Annotated in this window: 17 protein-coding genes; 13 read left to right on the forward strand and 4 right to left on the reverse strand. The window is 34.4% G+C overall.

What is annotated here, in order from left to right:
• Positions 1–149: 149 nt before the first annotated feature.
• Positions 150–1,214: a DUF3900 domain-containing protein gene (locus ACTYA4_RS00005; protein ID WP_445505404.1), complete on the reverse strand. Its 1,065-nt coding sequence runs from the start codon at positions 1,212–1,214 to the stop codon at positions 150–152.
• Positions 1,215–1,440: 226 nt separating this feature from the next.
• Here ACTYA4_RS00005 and ACTYA4_RS00010 point away from each other — a divergent pair, with 226 nt between their 5' ends.
• The 4 genes from ACTYA4_RS00010 (at position 1,441) to ACTYA4_RS00025 (ending at position 4,667) form a co-directional block, all read left to right on the forward strand.
• Entirely contained in the window at positions 1,441–1,623 is a 183-nt protein-coding gene (locus tag ACTYA4_RS00010; protein WP_443479492.1) for an H-type small acid-soluble spore protein, read from the forward strand.
• A 136-nt stretch (positions 1,624–1,759) separates the two neighbouring features.
• On the forward strand, positions 1,760–2,677 hold the full coding sequence (locus ACTYA4_RS00015) for a CobW family GTP-binding protein (RefSeq protein WP_445505405.1): 918 nt from the start codon (positions 1,760–1,762) through the stop codon (positions 2,675–2,677).
• A gap of 175 nt (positions 2,678–2,852) precedes the next feature.
• Positions 2,853–3,863 carry a permease gene (locus tag ACTYA4_RS00020; protein ID WP_443479494.1) on the forward strand — a complete coding sequence of 337 codons (1,011 nt, stop codon included), beginning with the start codon at positions 2,853–2,855 and terminating at the stop codon, positions 3,861–3,863.
• A 33-nt stretch (positions 3,864–3,896) separates the two neighbouring features.
• Entirely contained in the window at positions 3,897–4,667 is a 771-nt protein-coding gene (locus ACTYA4_RS00025; RefSeq protein WP_443479495.1) for a TIGR03943 family putative permease subunit, read from the forward strand.
• A 76-nt stretch (positions 4,668–4,743) separates the two neighbouring features.
• On the opposite strand, the gene ACTYA4_RS00030 is transcribed toward ACTYA4_RS00025, so the two are convergent.
• Positions 4,744–5,310, reverse strand: a complete 567-nt coding sequence (locus ACTYA4_RS00030; protein WP_443479496.1) for a hydrolase — start codon at positions 5,308–5,310, stop codon at positions 4,744–4,746.
• Positions 5,311–5,538: 228 nt separating this feature from the next.
• Between ACTYA4_RS00030 and ACTYA4_RS00035 the strand changes: the two genes are divergently transcribed.
• The 9 genes from ACTYA4_RS00035 to ACTYA4_RS00075 all read left to right on the forward strand — a co-directional run bounded on the left by ACTYA4_RS00035 (position 5,539) and on the right by ACTYA4_RS00075 (position 13,285).
• Positions 5,539–5,640, forward strand: a complete 102-nt coding sequence (locus ACTYA4_RS00035) for a DUF5412 family protein (RefSeq protein WP_443479790.1) — start codon at positions 5,539–5,541, stop codon at positions 5,638–5,640.
• A 341-nt stretch (positions 5,641–5,981) separates the two neighbouring features.
• Positions 5,982–6,797 carry a hydroxyethylthiazole kinase gene (gene thiM, locus ACTYA4_RS00040; protein WP_443479791.1) on the forward strand — a complete coding sequence of 272 codons (816 nt, stop codon included), beginning with the start codon at positions 5,982–5,984 and terminating at the stop codon, positions 6,795–6,797.
• Positions 6,798–6,800: 3 nt separating this feature from the next.
• Entirely contained in the window at positions 6,801–7,613 is an 813-nt protein-coding gene (thiD, locus tag ACTYA4_RS00045; RefSeq protein WP_443479497.1) for a bifunctional hydroxymethylpyrimidine kinase/phosphomethylpyrimidine kinase, read from the forward strand.
• An 18-nt stretch (positions 7,614–7,631) separates the two neighbouring features.
• A complete protein-coding gene (gene thiE / locus ACTYA4_RS00050) occupies positions 7,632–8,312 on the forward strand; it encodes a thiamine phosphate synthase (protein WP_445505406.1) in 681 nt (226 codons plus the stop codon).
• Between the two features lie 168 nt (positions 8,313–8,480).
• Positions 8,481–8,600 (forward strand): YjcZ family sporulation protein, encoded by a 120-nt coding sequence (locus ACTYA4_RS00055; RefSeq protein ID WP_443479792.1) that lies wholly within the window; start codon positions 8,481–8,483, stop codon positions 8,598–8,600.
• Positions 8,601–9,215: 615 nt separating this feature from the next.
• Complete coding sequence (locus tag ACTYA4_RS00060; protein WP_443479499.1) at positions 9,216–10,487, forward strand: ammonium transporter; 1,272 nt, start codon at positions 9,216–9,218, stop codon at positions 10,485–10,487.
• Between the two features lie 229 nt (positions 10,488–10,716).
• A complete protein-coding gene (locus ACTYA4_RS00065) occupies positions 10,717–11,700 on the forward strand; it encodes a DUF294 nucleotidyltransferase-like domain-containing protein (RefSeq protein ID WP_445505407.1) in 984 nt (327 codons plus the stop codon).
• Between the two features lies 1 nt (position 11,701).
• Positions 11,702–12,430 carry an exonuclease domain-containing protein gene (locus ACTYA4_RS00070; RefSeq protein ID WP_443479501.1) on the forward strand — a complete coding sequence of 243 codons (729 nt, stop codon included), beginning with the start codon at positions 11,702–11,704 and terminating at the stop codon, positions 12,428–12,430.
• 300 nt (positions 12,431–12,730) lie between these two features.
• Positions 12,731–13,285 (forward strand): GNAT family N-acetyltransferase, encoded by a 555-nt coding sequence (locus ACTYA4_RS00075; protein WP_443479502.1) that lies wholly within the window; start codon positions 12,731–12,733, stop codon positions 13,283–13,285.
• Positions 13,286–13,403: 118 nt separating this feature from the next.
• Here the strand turns inward: ACTYA4_RS00075 and ACTYA4_RS00080 are convergent, their stop codons facing one another.
• The gene (locus ACTYA4_RS00080; RefSeq protein ID WP_443479503.1) at positions 13,404–14,447 is read right to left on the reverse strand and encodes a ribonucleotide-diphosphate reductase subunit beta; all 1,044 of its coding nucleotides are present in this window, start codon (positions 14,445–14,447) and stop codon (positions 13,404–13,406) included.
• Positions 14,448–14,871: 424 nt separating this feature from the next.
• Positions 14,872–17,103 carry a ribonucleoside-diphosphate reductase subunit alpha gene (locus ACTYA4_RS00085; protein ID WP_443479504.1) on the reverse strand — a complete coding sequence of 744 codons (2,232 nt, stop codon included), beginning with the start codon at positions 17,101–17,103 and terminating at the stop codon, positions 14,872–14,874.
• Between the last annotated feature and the right edge of the window lie 21 nt (positions 17,104–17,124).

Raw genomic sequence — 17,124 nt, forward strand, 5'->3', positions numbered from 1 at the left:
CAGTTATAGAGTTATCTCTATAACTGTTTTCGTACTGTAGAATATGTTATAAGATAAAAATTAATAACAAGGATGATTATAAAACACTGTAATATCAATGATTTTTTATAATTATATTGCTCACATTTCGGCTTTTTTCCGTATGACTCTTAAGATTTATTGCGGATTTTTTCCAACACCACATCCAACTCATCAGGGCGCAATAGCTCGATCGGAGAATATCCTCCTTGCTCAAACTGTATCGAATCTGCCTCAACGAGCAATACATATTTATTATTTACCTTAGCCAAATGAATACTATCACCATAATCACTCAGCAATCCTTTCACGGCAATATGGTCAAGCTTCATCTTTAACTCCGCATCTGGTGAATGCTCAATAATTTGAGCGGTTGCTTCAACAACTTGTTCTGTGGTGAAACGTTCTTGCAATTCACGCTTTGGACTCGTAGCCCACACTTCCATCGCTGTTTCGAACTGCTCTTTTTCTTCACTTTCTGTATCATACGTTTCTTCAATATGGGTCTGTACCATTGTCATTACTTGCGATTTGATGATTTCTGGCATCGATTCTCCATATTCTACAAATTTCAGGAAATCCTCGAAATAGCGTGCATGGGAAGATTGATGGATTTTCAGTTCATTTTCCTCTATCATGCCTTCTTCTGGCATGTAGGGGTATTGTATGCTTTTCATATTTTTGGTGGTGATGGCCATTTCTACTTGTTTAATCATTGTTTTTTCGTCGGTAATGCTGGCAACTTTTGGTTCGAAATCACATTTCAAAATAAACAGAAACGGTTCATCAAAATATTTGCGTAATTTAGCGGTAGCTACAAGAAAAACACCGCCTCTAATGGCACTCGTATCAATATAGGTAGAGACAATTTTTTCAGCATTTTCTTGAAATGTTTCTCGTGTACTTGCTGCTCTGACCGCCTGAAATAGATTGTAATTAGGATTTGATGTTGCATCATGGCCTGGTTCCACAATGAACCTGCCTATTTTTGTTGGAGCGTTTTCTGATTTTGGATGGCGGTCTACTTTCCGTTTTGCAATCTTTTCAAGCTCACCATCTAAAAATTCTTTTAATGTACTGTCTTCGTAATCAGCATCATTTAATGTTTGAAAATGTTTATATTGTTTGATTGCTTTTTCATCTTTTCCTTCCACTGTCACTATATAAAAGGAAAGATGGATAATTTCAAAATCCATAACTCACCCTGCTTTCTAACATCAGCTATTAAGTATAGAGAAGGTTCAAACATAGGTCAATCTCTAATGAAACAAAAATTGGTTATGATGCGCTGAGAAAATAAAGAATAGGAAAAGAAATAATTGGCATAATGAAAAAGTAACCATTGTCGAGAATGGGAACCAACTTAAAGATCTTTACTTAACAGTTGGAGCTGAATTTCTAAAAGGGAAGTAGGTGGGAAAATTGGATATAAACAGAGCAAAGCAAATTCTTTCGTCTCCAGCAGAAATTGAAGTGCAATACAATGGTGTTTCTATCTGGATTGATGAAATTAAAGAAGCAAATGAAACAGCTATTGTACATTTAATCGGAGGAATGAAAGAACCAACTGAAGTAGATATAGCAAGCTTACAAGAAGTCGAGTAAAAAGAGAAATAAATATATTCCTAACAACTTTCAGCTTAGAATCATAGGACAATGAAAATAAGAATTGTTGTGATTATATGCTGTACTAAATGAACCATCTCCTTCATATATATACATAAGTGAAGGAGGTTTTTTTATGTCAAAAACGGCTGTATATTTAATTAACGGCTTTTTAGGGAGTGGGAAGACAAGTACATTATTAAAGTGTAAGGAGTATTTTAAAAAAAACAACAAAAAAATAGCGATTATCTTAAATGAGTTGGGGAATGCCAATGTAGAGAAGCATTTATTTGCAGATGAATCGTTATTCGAACTGTTGAATGGCTGTGTTTGCTGTTCGATTAAAGAGGATTTAAAAACCACCTTAACTGAATTAATGACGATTGTTAAGCAAGAAAAAATAGATGTAATCCTTTTAGAGGGAACTGGCGTGGCAAATCCTGGGGAAATAATCGAAACATTTGCAGAAAAACAATTTGCAGAGCATTTTACGATAGAACAAAGTATATGTGTGATTGACAGTGTCCATGTAACAGACTATATAAGCGTTTTTTCTAGTTCAAAAGAAGTAAGACAATTGCAGAAGGAACAAATGGAGAGGGGGAGTCTGCTTGTATTAAATAAAATGGACCAGCTTCCAAAAAAAGAGAAAATAGAAAAAATAAATAAACTTGTACGCAAATACAATCAAACAGCACCTATCGTCTATTCCACATATGGAGAAGGAGTGACTAATTATTTAGAAAACCATACATTTGTTCTTCCTGAAAACACCGGCGATATCCATTCAAACCATCTTCATTTAAAAGCAATTAAAATTGAACAACGTAAAGAATTATCAAAAAGAGACATAAAAGAATTGCTTTTAAAGCATAAAGATAAATTGATAAGAGCAAAAGGTACGGTTCAAAACTGTGATGATATGGAGTGGTATCATTTTCAATTTGCATCTGGTCAACTCATTTGGGAACAACTAAAAGATCATCCATCTTATGCTAGAGGACAAATTATTTTAATTGGTGAAGGATTAAAAGAACAGGATGTTCATTTATAGAAAGATGGAGAATATAGTAAACGAGAATAAAGCGTATTTTTTGGCTTTTAGTTAAATCATGCGTCTAGTTATAATGAGAAACTAGATGGCATATTGTTTAATAGAAGAAAAGACAAGCTTTTTGTGGTTTATCACGAATATAGAAGGGTTAAATAATAATAGAAGGAGTTTATATATGTCTATTCCAACATCGTTAAAAGATATCGTTATTTTTACATTATTCTTCTTAATGATGTCTTTATTCTTTTTTGGGAATGAGGCATTTATTCAATCAATCGGAATAGCGTTATCTGAAGATGGCAAAACAATTTTTATTCTTTTTTTAGGCATTTTTTTAGAAGCTTTGCCTTTTCTTTTATTAGGTGCTATCGCTTCGTCGGTTATTAATCTATTTATTTCAGAAAATATGATTGCAAAGTTTATTCCGAAGAATCCAGTAGCGGCAATAGGAATGGCGCTTTTAGCTGCGGTCATTACACCTGTTTGTGAATGCGCCATTATTCCTGTTGTCCGCAGGCTTATTCAAAAAGGAGTTCCTATTCATGTTGGTGTCGTATTATTAATGGGAGCCCCTATTTTAAATATTATTGTATTTGGCAGCACTTATTTTGCTTTTCAAAATAACCTGCAATTAGTATATGGGAGGTTCCTTGTTTGTATTGTAGCTGCTGTGGTCGTAAGTTCCCTTATATATTTTATTTTTGGAAAAGGAAATGTTTTGAAAATACAAAAGGATGATTTGATAAATACTGTCCAAGTAAATCGAAATAGAGGGGAATCGAAGTGGAAAGGAATACTTCATCATACATGTCATGAATTTTTTACGGTAGGCAAATATTTTATGATTGGTGCATTGTTTGCGAGTTTTGCTCAATTGTATGTGCAAGGTTCTGCAGTTGTACAAGCTGCGGAAACTTCTTTTCAAGGAACAGCTGTTATGATGGGACTAGCTTATGTCTTATCTTTATGTTCAGAGGCAGATGCATTTGTTGCCGCTTCCTTTGCGAAAATTTTCTCCGCACAAGCATTATTAGGATTTTTAGTATTTGGCCCCATTCTTGATTTGAAAAACACGTTTGTGATGTTGTCTTCCTTTAAGATAAAGTTTGTGATGTTGTTTATGTTTTTTGTGACAATCGTTGTATTTCTTTTATCGATTTTAGCAGGTAGTTTCCTTTCATTATAATCTTTGAATCAGAAAAAAGGAGGGGAGAAGAGAATGTTGAAAATAAGATGGAGTCCAAATTGGCAATTTTCGAATGAACTTCAAGGAATCATTTTAATTAGTTTTAGTTTACTTATTTTTAAATTATACGTTAAAAACACACTTACTTTGCTTATTGCTCCAAAAATGATTCCGTTTCTGCTATTTTCAATGGCAGCTTTATTTTTATTAGGTTTCTTTCGATTGTTAAACAGCAATCTACAAGGGGCAGATTGTGATTGTGATGTTTGTGATCAAAACACCTCTATAATTAAACTACTTGCTCCCTACCTTTTGTTTGTTAGTCCATTATTTTTCTTTTTTACTATTCAAGATTTTTCTATTAATAAAGAATTGTTATCCACTGCAGGGTATATTTCAGATACGAAGCAAGGTACAGAACAGGATTTAGAAAATATTATCGTAAATAAAAAACTGGTTGTGAATGATGAAAATTTTTTTATGGTTATGGATTTACTAAATAATAAACTGGATTCATTAGTTGGAACAGAAATAGAAATAAACGGTTTTATTTATAGAGAAGAAAATTTCTCCGCAAATGAAGCTGTTATTGCAAGACAATTGATGACCCATTGTGTTGCCGATACTTCTATTTATGGATATTTGTTATCAGGAGATGTGCAGTCATTAAAAACAGGCAGCTGGTATAAAGTATCTGCCATCATAAAAAAAGAAGAAAAAGATGGGGGTACGATGCCTGTATTGCAAATAAAAGGTGTAAAACAAATCGAAAAGCCGATAGAGCAGTATTTATATGATTTATAAGTAGATTAGTTCATTAGAAATGAACTAATCCCCTACTAATTGATAACAGATACTACCCTTCAAGAGTAAAACATTGTTAATTCATAGATTTTATTATTTCGCTAGTTGTTCGTATTTTCCCTATTCTAGGGAAGATAAAGTTTTTTACATGATCGTGCTCCTCTTGTGAAAATCCTGTCATAGCATCAATACTAAATATAAGATTATAACCATGCATAAATGCTTCTCGAGCTGTTGTATCTACACCAAGTCCTGTTGCTATCCCGCATAATACTATAGTATCTATTCCTCGGCGACGCAATTGCAAATCTAAGTCAGTTCCATAAAATGCTCCCCATTGTTTTTTAGTTACTATGTGATCTGATTTAGAAACGTTTAGTTCTTGAACAAATTCATCCCAACCATTAGGCATATTTAATGGTGGCGGAGCAATATCTAGTTTAGGGTGGGGTATATCTTTCATATCCTTGCTTGAAACACGAACCAAGGAGACAAAAGCACCTGTTTTGCGAAAAGAATCTGCTAGTGCAGAAGCATTATGAATAACTTGTTCTGCAGAATATGGAGCATATTGGTTTCCTAGCCATTTTTGTAAGTCAATTACAACTAATGCAGTTTTTTTTAGATCAATAAGATTTTCCATTTTCAAACACTCCCATACATTAATTAAGGACCTTATTGTTTTAAAATACAAACAATAGGTTTGACTATATGTTTATATTTTTGTACTATAAGTCAAATGGTGTCAAGTTAAGTGTTCTTAAGGATGATTATTACACAGGATATTGCTATAAAATTGTTAAGGAGCAAGGTTGCCTTTCTACATCAGTACAAGATATTGCAACTGATTATGGTATAAACAGATTATGCTATTTGTGAAGAACTAATTTTTAACAAAGAAAACAAAAAATCAAAAAATATTTATTGGAATTATCATAAAGAAACAGCAAAGATTAAGTTGAAAGATGGATAGAATCTTGCAACAAACATAAAAATACTTTAAAATTTAAGGAAACTGAATAGTGTCGGGAGCTTGAGGAATCAGGCTGAGAGGATGACTAATCTGTCATTGACCGAATGAACCTGTTGGATAATGCCAGCGCAGGGAGGTGTATATGTAATTGTGGAACAATATGATAAATACAGGTGTATATAATAAGCCATGTTCGAACTTTTCAAAACCTTATCGTTGGAGCGAGAGGGAAGGAAAGAATCAACCATGGCTTTTTTATTTGGAAAAAATACAATGTTAGAAATTAAGTACCTATTACACAAGAAAATGATAAAAAGTGAGGAATACATATGGAAGAAATAATGAAACCAGTTAATGTAGCAAACATGCTGACTAGATTAAGAGAAAGAGCTCCGCTTATTCATAATATGACGAATGTGGTCGTTACGAATTTTACAGCAAACGGTTTATTAGCTCTAGGAGCATCTCCAGTTATGGCATATGCAAAAGAAGAAGTGGCAGAGATGGCTACGATTGCAGATGCACTCGTGTTGAATATCGGAACATTAACGGCAGAAACGATTGAAAATATGATTATAGCTGGAAAAGCAGCTAATAAGGCAAATACACCGGTTATCCTGGATCCTGTTGGAGCAGGTGCTACTTCCTTTCGTACGGAAAGTGTACAGAAGATAATGAAAGAAATAAAGATTTCTTTATTGCGTGGCAATATTGCCGAAGTAGCAAATGTTGCCGGCATTAAAACGGCCATTAAAGGAGTAGATGCAATGGGAGTGATGGAAGATCCAATTAAGATAGCCAATGCCGCATCTGCAGCGATTCAAGCACCGGTTGTTATTACAGGCGAAAAAGATGTAGTTACAGATGGGGAAAATACTTATTTAATAGGCAATAGCCATCCGCTATTAACGAAAGTCACCGGTGCAGGCTGTTTGTTAACGTCAGTTATCGCTTCCTTTATTGCAGTGGAAAAAGATATTGTAGCTGCAAGTGTTGCTGGATTGGTTACTTATGGGGTGGCAGCAGAACTTGCTGCCAAACAGATTAAGGAGTATGGACCGGGAAGTTTGCAGATAGAATTATTAAATCAATTATATTTAATAAATGAAGAGCACATTGCCCATTTAAACAAGATCGAAAAGCTAGGAGGAGAATAAACAATGAGTATTCGAAAAGCATTAACGATTGCTGGATCAGATAGTGGCGGCGGTGCTGGCATACAAGCAGATCTTAAAACATTTCAAGAGTTAAATGTATTTGGAATGACAGCAATCACTGCTGTTACAGCACAAAATACTCTTGGTGTAGATGCTGTTTATCCGATGAGCCTTGAAGCAATTGAAAAACAAATAGATGCAGTAGCTACTGATATTGGAACAGATGCAGTAAAAACAGGTATGTTATTTAGTAGAGAAATCATTGAGCTGGTTGTGTCAAAAATAAAAAAATACAATTGGTCACAAATTGTAGTTGATCCCGTTATGATAGCAAAAGGGGGGGCTGCTTTGTTAAAGCAAGAAGCAATTGATGCAATGTGTCAGTATTTATTGCCGATTGCGACTGTCATTACTCCTAATATACCAGAAGCAGAAGAACTGACTGGAATTAGTATCAATACTTGGGATGATCGCAAATTAGCAGCAGAAAAATTATATGAGTTAGGGGCTAAAAATGTCATTATTAAAGGTGGACATGGAAGTGGTGACCTATTAATAGATTTATTATTCGATGGCAAAAACTATACGGAACTGCAATCAAAAAGATTTTCAACAAAAAATACGCATGGTACTGGCTGTACTTTTGCAGCAGCAACAGCGGCATGCTTAGCTAATGGTAAATCAATGGAAGAATCTTTTCGAATTGCAAAGGATTTTGTTTATTATGCCATTAAAGAGGATTTGCATATAGGGAATGGCCATGGACCAACAAACCATTGGGCGTATCAAAAACAGCAAAATCATTCAATGAAGTAATAATTGGGGAGACAATAGATGACCAAGTATAAGCAGGATTATATAAAGAATTTATTAAAAGTTTATTTTATTATGGGCAGCAATAATAGTGAATTAGATCCTGAATATGTATTAACAGAAGCGTTAAAAGCAGGAATCACGATATTCCAATTCAGAGAAAAAGGAGCAGGCTCACTAACTGGCTCAGAAAAAACAGCGTTGGCGAGAAAACTACAAAACAAATGTAAGGAATATAATGTTCCTTTTATTGTGAACGATGATGTAGACTTAGCGCTTCAGATTGGAGCAGATGGTGTTCATATTGGCCAAGAAGACGAAAAGGCAGAAGCAGTAAAAAAGAAAATAGGAAATAAAATAGTAGGTGTTTCTGCGCATACAGTAGAAGAAGTGAAATCTGCTATAAAAGCAGGGGCAGATTATGTTGGAATAGGTCCTATTTTTCCAACAAAAACAAAAAAGGATGCAGAGCCAGTCCAAGGAACAAGGTTACTAAAAGAATTGCAAAAAAATAAAATTCAAGTTCCAATAGTAGGGATTGGCGGAATTACAAATGATAACGCAGGTGAAGTAATTTGTGCAGGAGCGGATGGTGTTGCTGTTATTTCAGAGGTAAGTATGGCAGCTTATCCCTTTGAAAGTGCAAAAAACTTAGTAGAGACGGTAGCAGCAGAAAAGATTAAATCAGCAAAAAGCCAATAGGTTTTTTGCTGAATATAGACATTCACCCAACCGAATGATCAATTTGTGCATAAGATGTTTTGAAAGGAAGTGTTATTGTGATTAGTTTTGATTACAATATATCTGCTTCCCCGTTAACTTTATGAAGTAAGGTTAATGAGTATACAAAAAACAAAGGGAGATGTTCTTATGTACGGTTACGGATATGGCGGATACGGATATGGTGCTGGTGGATGCGGTTCAGGCTTCGCATTAATCGTTGTATTATTCATCTTATTGATTATCGTTGGTGCAACGTTTATTCACTAAATTGAAATGAGGGAAAGGCAGACAATTCTAGTGTCTGCTTTTTCTGTAATATTTTGAAAAAACTGAATTTTTAAAAATATTATTTTTTGGCTGTTTTCTAAAAGTTTGTTGCTATTTGATTAAGATGAAAAACCTTTAAATGTACTGAGCAGCCTGAATACACGTAGACTCCTGCGGGAAAAGCGAGATAGACGAGACCCTGCAGGAGCAAAGCGGCGAAGCGGCTCGACGCTCGCCCGCGGAAAGCGAAGTGTATTCAGGCTGCGGGTTAGATAGCAACAATCTATACGAAAAGGGCCTCATTTTTATCGTTCTTAACGGGTACGAGCGATTACTATTTTACGAGATATATTATTAAAATTGTTGGAATATCACTTTGTGTATTCAACTAAAATATTTTAATTTTTTTATTATAGTTTTTTTGTATTTTTATAGTAAAAAATGAAAAAAAGGAATGTTTTATACATAAATATTAGAAATATTTCTTTTTTTTGAAAATTAAATCTAAAAAGGATATTGACAGATAATATAATATCGGTAAAATAAAGTTATTAACGTGTTAGATTATATGACACTTAATGTTAGTATTTATACATAAAGGGGGAAGAAATCCTAATGGAACAGTTAGAATTTTTAATGAACAGCTTGTGGACGATGGTTGCTGCAATTTTAGTTATTTTTATGTTAGGTGGATTTATTTTACTTGAAGCTGGTTCCACAAGAATGAAAAATGCTGGTCATATTGCTGGTAAAACAATTTTCACTTTTGGTATTGCTTCTTTAGTATTTTGGGCGGTAGGATATGGTTTTATCTTTGGAGGAAACGGAAACTTTTTTGTTGGGTTGACTGATTTCTTCTATTCTGGAGCACAAGCAGATGGTGCAGGGCTTCAAACAACAGTATTTTTTGTTTTCCAATTGGCATTCGCAGGAATTTCTTTAACGATTGCGCTTGGTGGTTTTGCTGAACGTGCGAAATTATCTGTTTATCTTATTTTCTCAGTACTATTCTCAGCTTTAGTTTATCCTGTTGTTGCACACTGGATTTGGGGCGGCGGCTGGTTGTTCGAACACGGTAAACAAGACTTTGCTGGTTCAACAGTAGTGCATTTAACTGGTGCAATGGCTGCATTAGCTGCTACTATTTTATTAAAGCCTCGTATTGGTAAATACAATGCAGATGGTTCTGCAAACCCTATTTTTGGTCATAACCAAGTGTATACAGCATTAAGTGTTATTATTCTTTGGGTTGGCTGGTTTGGATTTAACGCAGGTAGTACGGTTTCTGTAGCAGACGGATTCTTTGGATTTGTTGCATTAAATACGAACTTAGCTGCAGCAGCTGGATCTGTTTCTGCTTTATTAATCTCTTGGATTGTATTAGGGAAATCTGATATATCTACTATGTTAAACGGTGCATTAGCTGGTTTAGTTGCAATCACTGCATCTTGTGCGTTCGTTGATACTTGGGCAGCGGTAGTTATCGGCTTTATTGCTGGTATTCTAGTATTCTACAGTGTTCGATTCTTTGAAAATAGAAAAATTGATGATCCGATTTTTGCATTATCGGTACATGGTACTGCAGGGGTTTGGGGAACATTGTCAAATGGGTTTTTTGCTACAAAAGAACTTGCGACAGTAGGTAAGCCAGGATTATTCTATGGTGGTGGATTCCATCAGTTAGGTGTTCAGGCAACAGGTATTGTAGTTTCTGCATTATTCGCTTTTGTAGTAAGCTTTGTTATCTTATTCGTTATCAAAAAAATCAGCGGACTTCGTGTAACGGAAGAAGAAGAAATCATGGGCTTAGATATTAGTGAACATGGTACTTACGGATATCCAGAAGTTTTTCTTTCAAAAGAAGAAAACAAAAATAATATAAACTAAAAGCTTTTTTATGATTTGATTAATAGATGAAAGCCTCACTTTTATAGTGGGGCTTCAAATCTTTTAAAGTAATTTTTCTAAAGGATTTATTAAACAGTTAATATCCTAATATCTACATATAAAGTTTTTAAATAATTAGGATCAATATGATACAATAAACTAAATTAGGTGAAGGCTTGCTTAAACGTATTAATCTAAATCCTATATCTATTTTTAAGGAAGTGCATGGATGTGCTCTCGAATTATAAGAATCAATCAAATTAAACAAGAGAAAGAGACCCAAATAATCAATTGTGCAAAGTCTAATATTCAATTAAATAAATGTCATGATGGATTTATGAAACAAGTTTTCAATATATCTTTGGAAGAATTTACAAAAACACATGGCTATCCACCTTGTGATTTTGTTTGGTTTGTTACTGGGAGTGCTGGTAGATTTGAACAAGGATTATTTAGTGATCAGGACCATGGTATAATATATCAAGTGAAGGATCCAGCATTTCAAGCATATTTTATTCAATTTAGCAAAGAATTAAGTGATGCCTTAAATGAAGTTGGATATCCTTATTGTGAAGGAAATGTTATGAGCAGCAATCCATTATGGTGCAAATCGATAGAAGAATGGCAATATCAGCTGCTGAATTGGATGGAAACTGAAAGTTGGGAATCCATTCGTTATTTGCAAATATTTTATGATTGCAGGAAATTATTCGGTAATGAACTTTTCGTAGAAGAGCTTCGTTCGTATATACATGAATATCGTTCTTTGCACCCTTCTCTTTTAAAACGTTTTATGAATAATGTGATGCGTATTAAAAAAGGGGTAGGTATTTTCGGACAATTTTTTGTGGAAAGAACAGGCCCACACAGGGGTTCTATTCACTTGAAAAATACTTTATATTTACCATATGTAAACTCTATCAGACTTCTTGCAATAAAAGAGGGGATTCAATCTACTTCAACGATTAGTCGTATAGAGGAATTGAGAAAAATAGAAAAGTATGAATCATTGCTTCAGCCATATGAAAAATATTTTATAAAAATTCTTCAGTATCGTATTACACTTTTTAAAAACGCTAAAACATACAAAGATGTTCATTTTTTAAATATAAAGAACTTAAGTAAGCAAGAAAGACAAGAAATTAAATTATTGTTGCGAAGCGGAATTAAGTTATACCATCAAGTTCAAAGGATAATTGAAAAAGGGTGTTAAAATGGGTGTAGAATCTTTTCTCCATTATATGAGAGAGTTATATGGAAAAGTTAATCCAAGTGTACTTAATACAAATTCAGATGGCTTTAATTCACAACAGCTTGCATTTATGAGACGACTGCAAAAAGATTTAAAAGTAGAAGTGGCTTCCCGCTTGCCTTTAAAAGATTTAAAAACGGTAATATTTGATATAGAAACCACTGGTTTTTTTCCTGACAAAGGCGATCAAATTATTTCAATTGGTGCAGTGAAAGTAAGAGGTTGTGAAATATTAGATGATCAGTTTTATTCATTAGTTCGTATAAATGAACAAATACCAGAAGAAATAGTTACATTAACCGGAATTAAAAATGATGATTTAATAGATGCGCCGTATTTGTCGGAAGTGCTTGTGAATTTTTTTGATTTCGCTAAAGATGATACATTAGTTGCCCACCATTCATCCCATGAAAAAAATTTCATGCAATCTGCTTGTTGGAAGCAATTTAAAACCCCGTTTAAGCATCGAATTGTTGATACATCTTTTTTGTTTCAAACAGTAGAACCGAAACAGTCTATTGTAACATTGGAAGATTGGTGTATATTGAGCGAAATTCCTATTTGCAATCGCCATCATGCACTTGGAGACGCAAAGCTTACCGCTATTCTTTGGACCAAATATTTAGCGAAAGCACAGGAGCTGGGATGTAAAACGCTCCAAGATATTTACGAAAGAGTAGCGAGAAGATGAACTTGCCTGCGAAAAAAGATGAATCTATTTTCTGATTAATTTTTCAGAGTGTAGACAAACTCATTTTTGCAGAAACCTCAGGCGGATCGAAAACGGTTGACTTTCGAGGCGTGAAGCCTTAGGAGGAGCGGAGTTACCGTGGTTGGGTAATGAGCATCCGAGTAAGTCGAACAACGAAGAAAGCGAGCGTTTGTCGACAGCCTGAAAGATGAATCTATTTTCTGATTCATCTTTTTTCCATATATCTAACCTTTTCAAATAGATTGATGAATTGCTGAAAATTAGAAGGGTGTGGAGAGAGTGGAATCTTTAAATACAGAGCGATTAATGTTAAGAAGCTGGCAAGAAACAGATAGTCAGGATTTATATGAATATGCATGTAGTGACTTAGTTGGTCCTTACGCAGGCTGGGCACAGCATAAAAGTGAAGAAGAAAGCAAAGAAATTATCAAGTCGTTTCTAATGAAAGAGTATACATATGCAATTGTTTGGAAAGAAGAAAATAAAGTGATTGGCAGTATTGGAATTCATGAAAGAAAACCAGATAGTACACTTGCTCATTTGAAACAGAGAGAAATTGGCTATGCATTAAACCCTAAATATTGGGGGAAAGGTATTGTGCCGGAAGCAGTTAACCGGTTAATTGATTATGGTTTTACAACTTTAGAATTAGATGTTATATGGTGTGGGCATTTTGATTTTAATCATAACTCCAAAAGAGTAAATGAAAAATGTGGCTTTACTTATCGATTTCAAAAAAAAGGAATCTTGCCATTGTTCAATAATAAACTAGTAACTAGTTATTATTATTGTATGTTTAAAACTGATTATAAAAAAAGAGCAGTATTAAAATAAAGTGAACATTCCTCATAATATAGGATTAAAGGATAAAGTGCTATCCTCATAAATGTCTACAATCTATAAACTTGCAAGATTTAGAGCTTCACATGAGGATAGCACTTGATATTTATTCTTATAGTTCGTCAAATCCGTTGTCGAGATGGTTGACTTTTACATATTGTCGTGATTTTTGTTCGAAAAAGTCCGATTTGCCAAGATCCACTTCTTCATATGCTTTTATCCATCTTAAAGGGTTTGTACGGTAGCCTTCAAATGGACGATCATATCCTAATTGGTTGGAACGCACATTTGCATAAAATTTAATATAATCCTCTACATCTTGTAAAAGAATGCCGTCCATTTTGTTGCCGATAATATAGCGGGCCCACTCAATTTCCAAGTGTGCTGCTTCTTTCATCGTTTCTTGTACAAAATCTGCTAATTCTTGGGTGTTATATTCAGGATATTGCTCTAATACTTCTTTATAAATCTGTACAAACAAATCAACATGAATTTGTTCATCTCGATTGATATAGTTAATCATTGTACTTGTTCCAACCATTTTTTGATTTCTCGCTAAATGATAGAAGAAAGCAAAACCTGAGTAGAAGAACAGCCCTTCTAGTACGACATCATATACGATCGATTTTAATAAGTTGATTGGCGTTGGATTTTCTGCAAAATCTTTATATCCATTTGTTACAAACTCATTTCGTTTTTCTAGTATTGGTTCTGTTCGCCAAAACTCAAATACTTCTTCTTGTTTTTCCATTGGAACTAAACTTGATAATACATAGGAATAAGAATGGTTATGAATAACTTCTTGCTGTGCCAAGATAATCATTAAAGCAGATAAACTAGAGTCTGTTAAATAATCTGCCACTTTTCCTGCGTAATCTGTTTGAATACTGTCCAATAATGCAAGCAGTCCGATTATTTTTAAAAAGGCATCTTGTTCGTCTTTAGATAATTCGGGAAACTGCTTCATATCTTGACTCATATTAATTTCAAAAGGAGTCCAGAAATTGGCAAGCATTTTTTTATATTTAGGAAAAGCCCATTTAAAACGAATATCATCCCAATTTAAAATATTCGAGCATTCTCCATTAATAATGGCAGTTGAGCGGTTAGGTGCGTTTCTATTCATTATCGGTCTTTTGTGTACTGTTTCGGACATTTGGAAGCACTCCTTTTTTATTTTTTTGCTCAGTTAAATTCCATTGTTGATTTTCAAAAGGTCAGGGAATCTACTCCCTTTCCGCGGACGAACCGGCAAGCCTCCTCGCTTGTACCTCGAGGTCACTGAAAAAGTGGATGCTATGAAATATAGATAGGGAAAATCAAGCATTTAGAGGTTTTCGTTCGGTTTTCCGAGGCTTACCACACGCTTTCCGCGGGGCGAGCGCCGAGCCTCCTCGTCGCTTTGCTCCTGTGGGGTCTCGTCTTTCTCGCTAATCCCGCAGGAGTCTTGCAGATTCCCTTCCCATAAACAACATTATCGTTTAACTGAGCCTATTTTTTATATAATCAAAACTTATAAGTTTCAGTAAATCAGCACAGCAAAAAATCCTATTTTTGCTGTGCTTTCATTTTGTAAGATATCAACTTGAACAAGAATCACATTCTTCTATTTCTGAAGAGGTAGAACGTAAATAGTACGTTGTTTTTAAGCCGTTTTTCCATGCAGCTAGATGTAAATCTAAAAGTTCTTTTGCTTTTACAGTATTTTGTACATATAAATTGAAAGAAATGGCTTGGTCAATATGTTTTTGTCTTTTTGCATTTTGTAATATGCTCCAATGTTGATCGATTAAATAAGCAGATTTATAATACCAAGTTGTTTCACTGGATAAATCTGGTGCTGTCACAGGAATCTTGTAATCTTTTTTCTCTTCTGAATACACTTTTTTAAATACTGGATCAATACTTGGAGTACTACCAGCTATTAAAGCAGTAGATGCGTTTGGTGCAACAGCAAGCAAGTAGCCATTACGAAGTCCTGTTGCTGCTACATTTTCTTTTAGCTTGTTCCAATCTAAAGAAGATGTTTCGTTATCGTACTCTCTTTTCGTAAAATAATCCCCTGTTTGCCAATCAGACCCTGGAAATGCTGGGTAGGCTCCTTTTTCACTTGCAAGCTGATTACTCGCTTTTATCGTTAAATAGCTGATTTTTTCGTAAAGCTTATCTGCATATTCGACTGCTTCTTCACTTTCCCAGCGAATTTTCTTCAGTGCTAATAAATGATGCCATCCAAATGTTCCTAAGCCAATTGCGCGGTATTTTTTGTTTGTTAATTCTCCTTGTATAACAGGAATTGTATTTAGATCAATTACATTATCCAACATGCGTACTTGTATTTCAATTAGTCTCTCTAAAGCATCTTCCTCTACTGCTTTTGCAAGGTTGATGGATGAAAGATTACATACAACAAAGTCGCCTGGAGTTTTTTCAATGATAATTTTGCCGTCTTCATAGCGTTGTTCTGTCATAATAGTTGGACTTTGATTTTGAACAATCTCTGTACAAAGATTTGTGCAATAGACCATTCCTTTGTGATTATTTGGGTTTTTGCGATTTACTTCATCTCGATAAAACATAAAAGGAGTGCCTGTTTCTAATTGGCTTCTTAAAATTCCTTTCATAATAGAGATGGCAGGAACAACTTCTTTCGATAAATCAGGATGCTGCACACATTGTTCATATTTTGTACGGAAAGATCCTTCACCTTGCTTTTCATCATAAAAGTCTTCTAAAGAGAATCCCATAATGTTTTTTACTTCGTGCGGATCAAATAAATACCAGTCTTCTCTATTTTCGACCTTTTCCATAAATAGGTCAGGTATACATATGCCTGTAAACAAATCGTGCGTACGATATCGCTCATCACCGTTATTTAGTTTACTATCTAAAAAGGAGAAAATATCTTTGTGCCAAATGTCTAAATAAACACTGATTGCACCTTTTCTTTGACCAAGCTGATCAACGCTTACAGCCGTATTATTTAATTGTTTCATCCACGGAATCACACCGGAAGATGCACCTTTAAATCCTTTAATCGCACTGCCTCTGCTGCGGATTTTTCCTAAATAAACGCCAATTCCGCCACCATTTTTTGAAAGGTTTGCAATATCAGTATTGCTATCATAGATAGATTGTAAAGAGTCATCGATAGTATCAATAAAACAGCTTGATAGCTGCCCCCAATTCTTACCGGCATTGGAAAGGGTAGGTGTTGCAACTGTCATATACAAATTACTAAGCGCCCAGTAAGCTTCTTTTACATGTTCGATACGAGTAGTAGATGGCTCTTTGCTCATTAAAAGCATACTAATGATCATAAAACGCTCTTGTGGCAATTCAAACACTCTTTTTTGATGATCACGGGCGATATAACGGTCTGCAAGCATACGTAAGCCGATATACGTAAATAAATGATCTTTTGAAATCGATAAACATTTTTCTAATTCATCTATTTCTTCTTTCGTGTATGTATCCAATAAGATTGGGTTGTAAATGCCGTTTTTGGTTAAATGAGTAATTAATCCGTAAAAATTGCTGTATACATCTTCTGTTAGTCGATTTTGTTTTGCTTGGTCATATAAATCAACTAATAAAAGTCTTGCGGCAACATATGTCCAATCAGGTTCGACTTCATCCATATAACTTAATGATTCTAAAATTAATTGATGCATATATTCATGTGTATTTACAGTTCCTTTTATGTCGGAATATTGCTTCGCTCTGTTTATTAGTTGGTGAAAATCCAAATGAGGAAATTCGGATTGTAACTTCTCTAAAATACTAATTTTTGTATCTGTAATAGTATTCAATTTGTTTCCTCCTTAAAAAAG

The sequence above is a fragment of the Niallia yueguangensis genome, assembly GCF_052663115.1.

Excerpts from the sequence above, each read along its gene's own strand:
- ACTYA4_RS00005 (WP_445505404.1), bottom strand. The coding sequence starts at position 1,214 with ATGGATTTTGAAATTATCCATCTTTCCTTTTATATAGTGACAGTGGAA.
- ACTYA4_RS00015 (WP_445505405.1), top strand. The coding sequence starts at position 1,760 with ATGTCAAAAACGGCTGTATATTTAATTAACGGCTTTTTAGGGAGTGGG.
- ACTYA4_RS00020 (WP_443479494.1), top strand. The coding sequence starts at position 2,853 with ATGTCTATTCCAACATCGTTAAAAGATATCGTTATTTTTACATTATTC.
- ACTYA4_RS00025 (WP_443479495.1), top strand. The coding sequence starts at position 3,897 with ATGTTGAAAATAAGATGGAGTCCAAATTGGCAATTTTCGAATGAACTT.
- ACTYA4_RS00030 (WP_443479496.1), bottom strand. The coding sequence starts at position 5,310 with ATGGAAAATCTTATTGATCTAAAAAAAACTGCATTAGTTGTAATTGAC.
- thiM (WP_443479791.1), top strand. The coding sequence starts at position 5,982 with ATGAAACCAGTTAATGTAGCAAACATGCTGACTAGATTAAGAGAAAGA.
- thiD (WP_443479497.1), top strand. The coding sequence starts at position 6,801 with ATGAGTATTCGAAAAGCATTAACGATTGCTGGATCAGATAGTGGCGGC.
- thiE (WP_445505406.1), top strand. The coding sequence starts at position 7,632 with ATGACCAAGTATAAGCAGGATTATATAAAGAATTTATTAAAAGTTTAT.
- ACTYA4_RS00055 (WP_443479792.1), top strand. The coding sequence starts at position 8,481 with ATGTACGGTTACGGATATGGCGGATACGGATATGGTGCTGGTGGATGC.
- ACTYA4_RS00060 (WP_443479499.1), top strand. The coding sequence starts at position 9,216 with ATGGAACAGTTAGAATTTTTAATGAACAGCTTGTGGACGATGGTTGCT.
- ACTYA4_RS00065 (WP_445505407.1), top strand. The coding sequence starts at position 10,717 with ATGTGCTCTCGAATTATAAGAATCAATCAAATTAAACAAGAGAAAGAG.
- ACTYA4_RS00070 (WP_443479501.1), top strand. The coding sequence starts at position 11,702 with ATGGGTGTAGAATCTTTTCTCCATTATATGAGAGAGTTATATGGAAAA.
- ACTYA4_RS00080 (WP_443479503.1), bottom strand. The coding sequence starts at position 14,447 with ATGTCCGAAACAGTACACAAAAGACCGATAATGAATAGAAACGCACCT.